Here is an 8,792-nt window from a genome sequence, read left to right as displayed (position 1 = left end):
CCCTCCCCGCCTCCCGCCTACGGGACGCCCGCCCCGCCGCTGAACCCCGCCGACGAGAAGACCTGGGCGATCGTCACCCACCTCGTCGGCATCTTCTTCAGCTTCCTGCCGTCGCTGATCGTCTACCTGGTTTTCAAGGGGCGCGGTCCGTTCTTGGAGGCGCACGCAAAGTCGGCGCTGAACTTCCAGCTGACCATGCTGATCTGCTACATCGCGGGGACGATCCTGACCGCGGTGTTCGTGGGGTTCCTCGTCCTGTTCGCGGTACCGATCCTGGTGCTGATCTTCGCGATCATCGCGTCGGTCCGAGCGAGCGCGGGCGAGTACTACTCGTATCCGCTCAGCATCCCGTTCTTCAAGTAGGTCGGAGCCGGCCTCGCCGCAACGAGCCGCCAATCCTGGCGCTCCCAGGGATCCTGCTGATCGGGCAGCCGCGGGACGCGAGGCGGCCGGTCCCGGTAGCGGACGGGCAGCGCCTCAGCCGTCGGTGAGCCGCCGGACCACCGCGTCCGCCAGCAGGCGCCCCCGCAGCGTCAGCACGACGCGGCCCCGCAGCGCCGCCCGTCCATCGACCAGCCCGTCGGCGATGAGACCGGCGACCTCGCGCCGACGATCCGGGGCGACCGCGTCGATCGGCAGTCCGTCCGCCAGCCGTGAGCGCAGCAGCACATCCTCGACGCGCCGGGTGACCGCGTCGAGCGTCTCGCGACCGGCCGCCGGTGAGGATCCGGCGCTCAGCCGGTCGGCGTAGGCCGCCGGGTGCTTCACGTTCCACCAGCGCACGCCGCCCACGTGACTGTGCGCACCGGGGCCGACGCCCCACCAGTCGTGGCCGAGCCAGTAGGAGAGGTTGTGCCGTGAGCGGTACGCGTCGTCGCGCGACCAGTTGCTCACCTCGTACCAGGAGTAGCCGGCAGCGGCGAGCCGGGCATCGGCGAGCTCGTACATGTCGGCGGTGAGGTCGTCGTCCGGAGTCGCGAACTCGCCGCGGCGGATCTGCCGGGCGAGTTTCGTGCCGTCCTCGACGATCAGCGCGTAGGCCGACAGGTGGTCGGGGTGGTTCGCGAGAGCGGAGTCGAGCGAGAGCTCCCAGTCGGCGAGCGACTCCCCCGGCGTCCCGTAGATCAGGTCGAGACTGACCTGCAGCCCCGCCTCGCGCGCCCACTCGACCACAAACGGCACGCGCTCCGGATCGTGGGTGCGTTCGAGGGTTGCGAGCACGTGGGGAACGGCCGACTGCATCCCGAAGCTGACCCGGGTGAATCCGGCGTCGGCCAGCGCCCGCAGGTAGGCGGCGTCGACGGAGTCGGGGTTCGCCTCGGTCGTGATCTCGGCGCCGGGTGCGACGCCGAAGTGCCCGCGCAGCCCGTCGAGCATCCGCACGAGATCGCCCGCGGGCAGGAGCGTGGGGGTGCCGCCTCCGAAGAACACCGTCGCTGCCGGGCGCCGCGGCAGGCCCGCGCGCTCAAGGACACCGGCGCCGAGCGCCATCTCGGCGATCGCCTCGTCGGCGTAGTCCTGCTGGCGTGCTCCGCGCAGTTCGGTGGCGGTGTAGGTGTTGAAGTCGCAATACCCGCAGCGCACCCGGCAGAACGGGACGTGCACGTACAGTCCGAGGTCGCGGTTCTCGGCCCCCTCGGCGACCGAGCCGGGCAGGAGTCCGTCGAGGGGGGCCGGATCGGCGAGCGGGAGGGCGCTGCCCACGTCAGCTGACGCGCGCCGGCAGCAGAGCGCGCAGGTACTTCTTGACCTGGCGCTTCTGCACGGCACGCAGCACCGGCGCGCCCAGGCGGTACAGGCGGGTGGAAGGGCGGGAGAAGACACGGATGACGAGCCAGACCGAGTCGTCGGCGCGCCGCTCGACGACGAACGACTCCTCGCCGCTCTCGGGGTGGCCCTCGAGGGTGCCGTAGGCGAAGCCGATCTGGTCGGGCTCGTCGACGACGTAGACGACCCGCACGGGAGCGTCGAAGGTGCGGCCGAGGAGGACGACCTTGAGCACCGCGGTGACACCCGCCGTGATGTAGGGGGTGCCGTCCGGCGCGAAGTGCTCCTCGGTCGGTCGGCTGACCAGATCGATCGGCGTGCCTGCGGAGTCGAAGTTCACGCCGGTGTACTGCACGCCGCTGCCGGTGGAGATGTCGGTGACCTCGATGCCGCTGCCGCGCTGAACGCCCCACGTCATCAGTGAGGCGGAGGTGATGGCGAACCGCTCGTCGCCGGAGCCGAGGCGCGCCTCGAAGCGCTCGGCGGTGAAGCCGTCCGGCGGGTACTCGAGCAGATCGGGCGCCAACGTGCCGCCGACGGCCGCGTAGGTGACCTGCGGCTGGCCCTCGAAGTTGGAGCGGCGGATGCTCACGTCCCGACCTTCTTCCCGGACACGTCGCGCACGGCGTGCGTCGGCTTCGCCCGCCGGGCCGTGCTGTCCATCCGACCCAGACTATCCGACGTGACGGGGAGGCGACGCGGGGGCGGGTGCCCCTACTTCTTGTCCTTCGTCTCGACGTCGCCCGAGAGCGCGGCGATGAACGCCTCCTGGGGGACCTCGACGCGGCCGACCATCTTCATCCGCTTCTTGCCCTCCTTCTGCTTCTCGAGGAGCTTACGCTTGCGGGTGATGTCGCCGCCGTAGCATTTGGCCAGGACGTCCTTGCGCATCGCGCTGATCGACTCCCGCGCGATGATCCGGGCGCCGATGGCGGCCTGGATCGGGACCTCGAACTGCTGCCGCGGGATGAGTTTGCGCAGCCGCCCTGTCATCAGCACGCCGTACGCGTAGGCCTTCTCGCGGTGCACGATCGCGCTGAAGGCGTCGACTTGCTCGCCCTGGAGCAGGATGTCGACCTTCACCAGGTCGGCCTCCTGCGAGCCGGCGGGCTCGTAGTCGAGCGAGGCGTAGCCGGCGGTCTTCGACTTGAGGTTGTCGAAGAAGTCGAAGACGATCTCGCCGAGGGGCATGTGGTAGCGGATCTCGACGCGGTCCTCGCCCAGGTACTCCATGCCGATCAGCGTGCCGCGGCGGCTCTGACAGAGCTCCATGATCGTGCCGACGTAGTCCTTGGGCGCGAGGATCGCGGCCTTAACGATCGGCTCGGTCACAGCCGCGATCTTGCCGACCGGGAACTCGCTCGGGTTGGTGACGGTGACGGTCTTCTTGTCCTCCGTCGAGACCTCGTAGATGACCGAGGGCGCCGTCGTGATCAGGTCGAGGCCGAATTCGCGCTGGAGGCGCTCGGTGATGATCTCGAGGTGCAGGAGCCCCAGGAATCCGCAGCGGAAGCCAAAGCCGAGCGCGACGGAGGTCTCTGGCTCGTACACGAGCGCGGCGTCCGAGAGCTTCAGCTTGTCGAGAGCCTCGCGCAGATCCGGGTAGTCGCTGCCGTCGATCGGGTACAGGCCGGAGAAGACCATCGGCAGCGGCTCGGTGTAGCCGGGGAGCGCCTCGGTCGCGGGCTTGGATGCCGTGGTGACGGTGTCGCCGACCTTCGACTGGCGGACGTCCTTCACTCCGGTGATCAGGTAGCCGACCTCGCCGACCGCGAGCCCCTTGGTGGCGACCGGCTCGGGGCTCGAGACGCCGATCTCGAGGATCTCGTGCGTCGCACGGGTCGACATCATCTGGATCTTCTCGCGCGGCGAGAGCTTGCCGTCGATCATCCGGACGTAGGTGACGACTCCGCGGTAGGCGTCGTACACGGAGTCGAAGATCATCGCGCGTGCGGGGGCGTCGGCGTCGCCGACAGGCGGCGGGATGAGCTCGGTGACGCGGTCGAGGAGCGCCTCGACGCCCACGCCGGTCTTGCCGGAGACGCGGAGCACGTCGTCGGGGTCGCCGCCGATCAGGCTCGCGAGCTCCTTCGCGTATTTGTCGGGATCGGCAGCGGGGAGGTCGATCTTGTTGAGGACCGGAATGATCGTGAGGTCGTTCTCGAGCGCGAGGTAGAGGTTGGCGAGGGTCTGCGCCTCGATGCCCTGCGCGGCGTCGACCAGGAGGATCGCGCCCTCGCAGGCGGCGAGCGAGCGGCTGACCTCGTAGGAGAAGTCGACGTGGCCCGGGGTGTCGATCATGTTGAGGGCGAAGGTGCGGCCGTCGCGCTCCCACGGCATCCGCACGGCCTGCGACTTGATCGTGATGCCGCGCTCGCGCTCGATGTCCATCCGGTCGAGGTACTGCGCGCGCATCGCCCGGTCCTCCACGACCCCCGTGATGCCGAGCATGCGGTCGGCGAGAGTGGACTTGCCGTGATCGATGTGGGCGATGATGCAGAAGTTGCGGAGGGACGCCGGATCGGTCGCGGCGGGCTCGAGGCCGGTGTGTGCACGTGGAGACATCGTGGGACCAGTGTCCCATGCCCGGCGGCGGGGGCCGGGCTACAGCTCGAGCCCATAGGTGCGGGTCGGTTCCACGCCGGGCGGGTTCTCGCGATCGCCGAGCCGGACGAAGCCCATGCTCTCGTAGAGGGCGTGCGCCGCGGTCATCAGGCTGCCGCTGTTCATCACGACCCGGTCGAGACCTCGCTCAACGGCGAGCATCACGACGAACTCGGTCAGGAGGCGCCCGAGGCCGCGCCCGCGCGCCTCCGGATGGACCGCGAGCAGCCGCCAGTCCAGCTCCCCCGGCCGGCCGAGCTCGTAGAGGTTGGCTCCCTGGCGCGCAGTGGTCACGGTGGCGAGCATGCGGCCGTCGACGTCCACAGCGACCCACACCTCGCCCTCACGGTCGTGCCGGGCGACTGCGGCGATGTCGGCCGCATACTCCTCCCCCAGCTCGTAGTCGTGGGCGTATGCGGCGAGGCGCAGGCGTGAGACCTCGTCGTACTCCTCCGCCCAGACCCGGCGGACCAGGACGTCGCCGGGGCTCATGCGCGCACGACCGTGATCGCGCGGCGCAGTGCTGACGCGTCGGGCTCGGTCCTCGCGAGCGGCGCTCCGTCGACCCGCAGCGCGCTCTCGACCGGTCGGCCGACGCCCGCGGGCGGCTCCGTGGAGACGTGGTCGGCGAGACGGGGCACGGTCGTCACGCTACCGGCGCGCCTCCCCCGCGAGATGCCTCTTCGGTACGCCTTCCCCGGCGTGTCGCGTACCGAAGAGGCATCTTGAGGGGCGAGCAGGAGGCGGGTGCGGCGCGGTTGAAGGGCGACGGCGGGTGCGCTAAAGTTCCTTGTTGGCTTGCGCTCCCCCTCCGGACACCCGGCAGGCGTGGAGTGATCAGAAGCCGGCGACCTCCAGTCGCACCGCAGGGCGTTCAGACACCCGCGGAAGGGGCACTCCGTCGAGTAGCCGGCTGCACACACGCACATCCGAGAAGAAGGTAATCCACGTGGCAAACATCAAGTCGCAGATCAAGCGCAACCTCACCAACAAGAAGGCGAACGAGCGCAACAAGGCCGTGAAGAGCGAGCTGAAGACCGCCATCCGCTCGGTCCACACCGCCATCGCCGCCGGCGACGCCACCACGGCCTCGACGGCCCTCGCGTTCGCCGCGAAGAAGCTCGACAAGGCCGCCAGCAAGGGCGTCATCCACAAGAACCAGGCCGCGAACCGCAAGTCGGCCATCGCGAAGCGGGTCGCGGCGCTGTAACTCTGCGCTTCGCTGCAACGACGACGGGGTCCGGCCGATGGCCGGGCCCCGTCGTCGTTGCAGCTCCGCCGTCGACAGGCTCCTCGTGCGCCTCGTCGCTCGTGTGCCTCGTCGCTGCTCGTCGCGCGGTCGGCCTCGCGCGATGGTCACGCCGGCAGGAGCGGGGGGACGTACCGGGTAGGACGATCCGAGGAACCACGCCTAGAGGCCTCGGGCGGAGACGACGGAGACCATGCGCTCGAGCGCGTAGACCGGGTCGCGAGTGGCGCCCTTGACGTTGGCATCGGTGTCGGCGACCGTGAGGATCGCCGTGCCCAGTCCCTCGCCGGTCCAGCCCTGCAGGTCGCGGCGGGCGCGGTCCACCTGCCACGGGGCGAGCCCGAGGCGGGAGGCGACCTGGCCGGAGCCCTCGCGGGTGCCGGCGACCTTCGCCATCGTGCGCAGCTTGCTCGCGAAGGCGGCCACGATCGGGACGGGGTCCGCGCCGGACGCAAGGGCGTGGCGGAGCCCGAGCAGCGCCTCCCCGTGCCGTCCCGCGATGGCGGAGTCCGCGACGGTGAACGCGGTCGTCTCGACCCGGCCGCCGTAGTACTTCGCGACAGTCGCCTCGGTGATCTCGCCGGTCACGTCCGAGAGCAGCTGCTGGCAGGCGGAGGCGAGTTCGTCCAGGTCGTCCGAGAAGGCCGAGACGAGAGCGCGGACGGCACCGGTCGTCGCCGTGCGCCCGGCGGTGCGGAACTCGGCGATCGCGAAGTCGACCTTGTCGCTCTCGCGCTTGAGCTCTGCGCAGACGATCTCGATCCCGCCCCCCGTGCCCGAGCGGATCGCGTCGAGCAGCTTCTTGCCGCGGTTGCCGCCGCCGTGGCGGAGCACCACGGTCGCTCCATCGGCGGGCGCCGCGAGGTAGTCGAGCGTCTCGAGGAGGAACGCGTCGGTGCACTTCTCGACGTTCGAGACCCGGATGAGCCGCGGCTCGTCGAAGAGGGACGGGCTCGCGAGCGTCAGCAGCTCGCCCGGCGCGTAGCCGCCGGCGTCGATGTCACTGACCTCCAGGCTCGGGTCCTCCGCGCGGAGGAACTCGCGGAGGAAGCGCAGCGCGCGGTCCGCGAGGAACTGCTCCGGACCGGTGATCAGCACGATCGGCGCGGGCCGCGTCTGGTTCCAGGCGAGCTGCGGGATCGCCGCCTTCGCGGGCGCCGCTTTCGCGCGCGCCGGGGCCCTACCTGCCATCCGTCGTCCCTTCGTGCCGCGCCGTTCGAGCGCCCTCCACCCTACGTCCCGCCTCCGACACTGAGCCGCCGTCGGGAGGCGATCCGACGATCAGCGAGGTGAGTCGTGCCAGCGCGCGGAATCCGGCCACAGTGGGCGAGGTACACCGTCGATCTCGCGCCGACATGTCGAGCGGCGCGGCGTACGTCCACTCGAGCTTTCCTGAGCGACCACCCTTCACCGCCATCCACTCATTCGACGAAGCACATTCTTGAAACGCACCGAAGCAGCATCACGATGCCATCGACTCTCGCTTCCGTCACCATCTCGGTATTCCGACCGATCAGCGGCGTACAGCTGGATGTCCTCACACCCACGACCCTGCTCATCGGCGCCCATGAAGCGGAGAAAGGCAACGTCACCGACGCTGTCGCATTCCGAGGTCTCACCGTGGGTCGCGCTCTGCAGAATTACCGTGCCCTGGGTGGCACACCGGGGAGAACGGCTCAAGGAAAAGATACCGGCAGGGCCTGCACGTGCAGATCGGATCCGATCTGCACGGCCACCTGCCCTGCATCTCCAGCCCTCTGCCCGGCGCGTTCCACGACCGCGCCGCGATGAGGCGCTGCGGCTGGGAGTCGATCCTGGACGCATCCGCCTGGAGCCGAGAGAGCATCGGGGGGGCCGGACCGATGAGCGGCACGCCGATCCTCTCGGGAGAAGGGGGGAGGCGCTCAGCCTTCGGACGGCCGTCATCACGGAGGGACGGCGCTCGCGCCACTCGTCCAGACCACGACCCCTTCGCTGCGGGACGCGAGCACGACCGTACCCTCGACATCCGATCTCAGCGTCTCGACGCCGCGCGCGGCCAGCAGCGCCAGGAGCGAAGGGGTCGGGTGCCCGTAGTCGTTCCCCGCCCCGACCGAGATCAGACCGATCCGCGCACCGAGCACGTCGTAGAGCGCAGGGGCCTGGTCGGCCGAGCCGTGGTGCGCGACCTTCACCACGTCGACCCGGCCGACGGGAAGCCGCGCGACGCGCCCCTGCTCCTCTGCGCCGAGATCGCCAAGCAGAGCAACCGAGAGCGGTCCGCCTCGCGCATCCGGCCCGATGTCGACGCGGAGGGTCACGCTCGCCTCGTTCCCGCGGAGCGCGCTCCCCCGCTCCGGCCACTCCACGCGCCAGCGGAGTGACCCGAGCGAGCCGGAGTCGCCGCGCGCGGCCTCCTGCACCGCCGCTCCCGAGCCGGTCAGCGCCGCCCGATCGCGCTCGTCGTCGCGGGCTGCCACCGGGCCGACCAGAGCGGAGTCGGTGCGGCCGAGCGCAGCCGTGAGCCCGCCCACGTGGTCGAGGTCGTAGTGCGTGAGCACCAGCAGCGCCACGCGGTCCACCCCCATCATGCGGAGGCAGGCGTCCAGCCGATCGGGTTCCGGCCCGGTGTCGACGAGCAGGACACCGGCGTCGCCGCGCAGGAGCAGGGCGTCTCCCTGTCCGACGTCGCACATCGCCACCCGCCAGTCGGCGGGGACCGCCGCCGTGCGCAGCAGCGGCGTCGCGGCCGTCGTCCCGCCCATCGCCGCCAGCGCGCAAGCGAGACCGACCGCCGCCGTCCTCCTGAGCCGCGCGAGGCGCGGAGAGCGGGTGACCAGCACCAGGGCCAGGAGCGTCAGCGCGGTCAAGGCGAGCGCGCCGACGAGGCCGGGCCACCACGCGAAACGGGCTGTGGCCACGAGCGACCGCCCGCGCGATCGACGCGATCCACCAGGCGGGCACAGCGGCGAGCCGGATCGCGATGTCAGCTCCGGAGGGCCACCAGGGCGCGAGAAGGCAGCCGATCAGCCCGAGTCCCGTCGCCGCCGGAGCGGCCGGCTCGGCGAGCAGGTTGGCGAGCACGCCGTAGACGGGCAGCGACGGATCCACGAGCAGCACCACCGGCTGGCACGCCAGCTGCGCGGCCGTCGGCACGGCCAGCACGAGCGCGAGCGGTCGCGGTAGCACCCGG

Annotated in this window: 9 protein-coding genes and 1 pseudogene; 2 read left to right on the top strand and 8 right to left on the bottom strand. The window is 70.8% G+C overall.

Annotation, left to right across the window (positions count from 1 at the left end):
• Positions 1-363, top strand: a 363-nt coding sequence (locus tag ACH61_RS12510; protein WP_330220164.1) for a DUF4870 domain-containing protein, incomplete at its 5' end; no start/stop codon positions are given.
• A gap of 114 nt (positions 364-477) precedes the next feature.
• Here the strand turns inward: ACH61_RS12510 and hemW are convergent.
• The 5 genes from hemW to ACH61_RS17490 all read right to left on the bottom strand — a co-directional run bounded on the left by hemW (position 478) and on the right by ACH61_RS17490 (position 5,012).
• Positions 478-1,704: a radical SAM family heme chaperone HemW gene (hemW, locus tag ACH61_RS12505; RefSeq protein WP_068212486.1), complete on the bottom strand. Its 1,227-nt coding sequence runs from the start codon at positions 1,702-1,704 to the stop codon at positions 478-480.
• A 1-nt stretch (position 1,705) separates the two neighbouring features.
• Complete coding sequence (locus tag ACH61_RS12500; RefSeq protein WP_236713674.1) at positions 1,706-2,359, bottom strand: DUF1990 family protein; 654 nt, start codon at positions 2,357-2,359, stop codon at positions 1,706-1,708.
• 122 nt (positions 2,360-2,481) lie between these two features.
• Complete coding sequence (lepA, locus tag ACH61_RS12495; RefSeq protein WP_068212485.1) at positions 2,482-4,332, bottom strand: translation elongation factor 4; 1,851 nt, start codon at positions 4,330-4,332, stop codon at positions 2,482-2,484.
• Positions 4,333-4,371: 39 nt separating this feature from the next.
• Complete coding sequence (locus ACH61_RS12490) at positions 4,372-4,863, bottom strand: GNAT family N-acetyltransferase (protein ID WP_068212484.1); 492 nt, start codon at positions 4,861-4,863, stop codon at positions 4,372-4,374.
• Positions 4,860-5,012: a hypothetical protein gene (locus ACH61_RS17490; RefSeq protein WP_158286061.1), complete on the bottom strand. Its 153-nt coding sequence runs from the start codon at positions 5,010-5,012 to the stop codon at positions 4,860-4,862. Before ACH61_RS17490 ends, ACH61_RS12490 begins: the two co-directional genes overlap by 4 nt.
• A 308-nt stretch (positions 5,013-5,320) precedes the next feature.
• On the opposite strand from ACH61_RS17490, the gene rpsT reads away from it, so the two are divergent.
• Positions 5,321-5,581 carry a 30S ribosomal protein S20 gene (rpsT, locus tag ACH61_RS12485; RefSeq protein ID WP_068212483.1) on the top strand — a complete coding sequence of 87 codons (261 nt, stop codon included), beginning with the start codon at positions 5,321-5,323 and terminating at the stop codon, positions 5,579-5,581.
• Between the two features lie 201 nt (positions 5,582-5,782).
• Here rpsT and holA read toward each other — a convergent pair whose 3' ends face one another.
• The 3 genes and pseudogenes from holA to ACH61_RS19370 all read right to left on the bottom strand — a co-directional run.
• Positions 5,783-6,811 (bottom strand): DNA polymerase III subunit delta, encoded by a 1,029-nt coding sequence (gene holA / locus ACH61_RS12480; protein WP_068212482.1) that lies wholly within the window; start codon positions 6,809-6,811, stop codon positions 5,783-5,785.
• Between the two features lie 734 nt (positions 6,812-7,545).
• Positions 7,546-8,520 (bottom strand): ComEC/Rec2 family competence protein, encoded by a 975-nt coding sequence (locus ACH61_RS12475; protein ID WP_068212481.1) that lies wholly within the window; start codon positions 8,518-8,520, stop codon positions 7,546-7,548.
• Between the two features lie 55 nt (positions 8,521-8,575).
• Positions 8,576-8,710, bottom strand: a pseudogene (locus tag ACH61_RS19370) (hypothetical protein); the annotation flags it as partial.
• Between the last annotated feature and the right edge of the window lie 82 nt (positions 8,711-8,792).

The sequence above is a fragment of the Rathayibacter tanaceti genome, from assembly GCF_001634385.1.
GTDB classification, from domain to species: Bacteria; Actinomycetota; Actinomycetes; order Actinomycetales; family Microbacteriaceae; genus Rathayibacter; species Rathayibacter tanaceti.
This window is presented reverse-complemented; position numbering and strand designations above follow the sequence as displayed.

Bases quoted from the DNA above. Each gene is read 5' to 3' on its own strand.
- holA (WP_068212482.1), bottom strand. From the start codon at position 6,811: ATGGCAGGTAGGGCCCCGGCGCGCGCGAAAGCGGCGCCCGCGAAGGCG.
- ACH61_RS12490 (WP_068212484.1), bottom strand. From the start codon at position 4,863: ATGAGCCCCGGCGACGTCCTGGTCCGCCGGGTCTGGGCGGAGGAGTAC.
- lepA (WP_068212485.1), bottom strand. From the start codon at position 4,332: ATGTCTCCACGTGCACACACCGGCCTCGAGCCCGCCGCGACCGATCCG.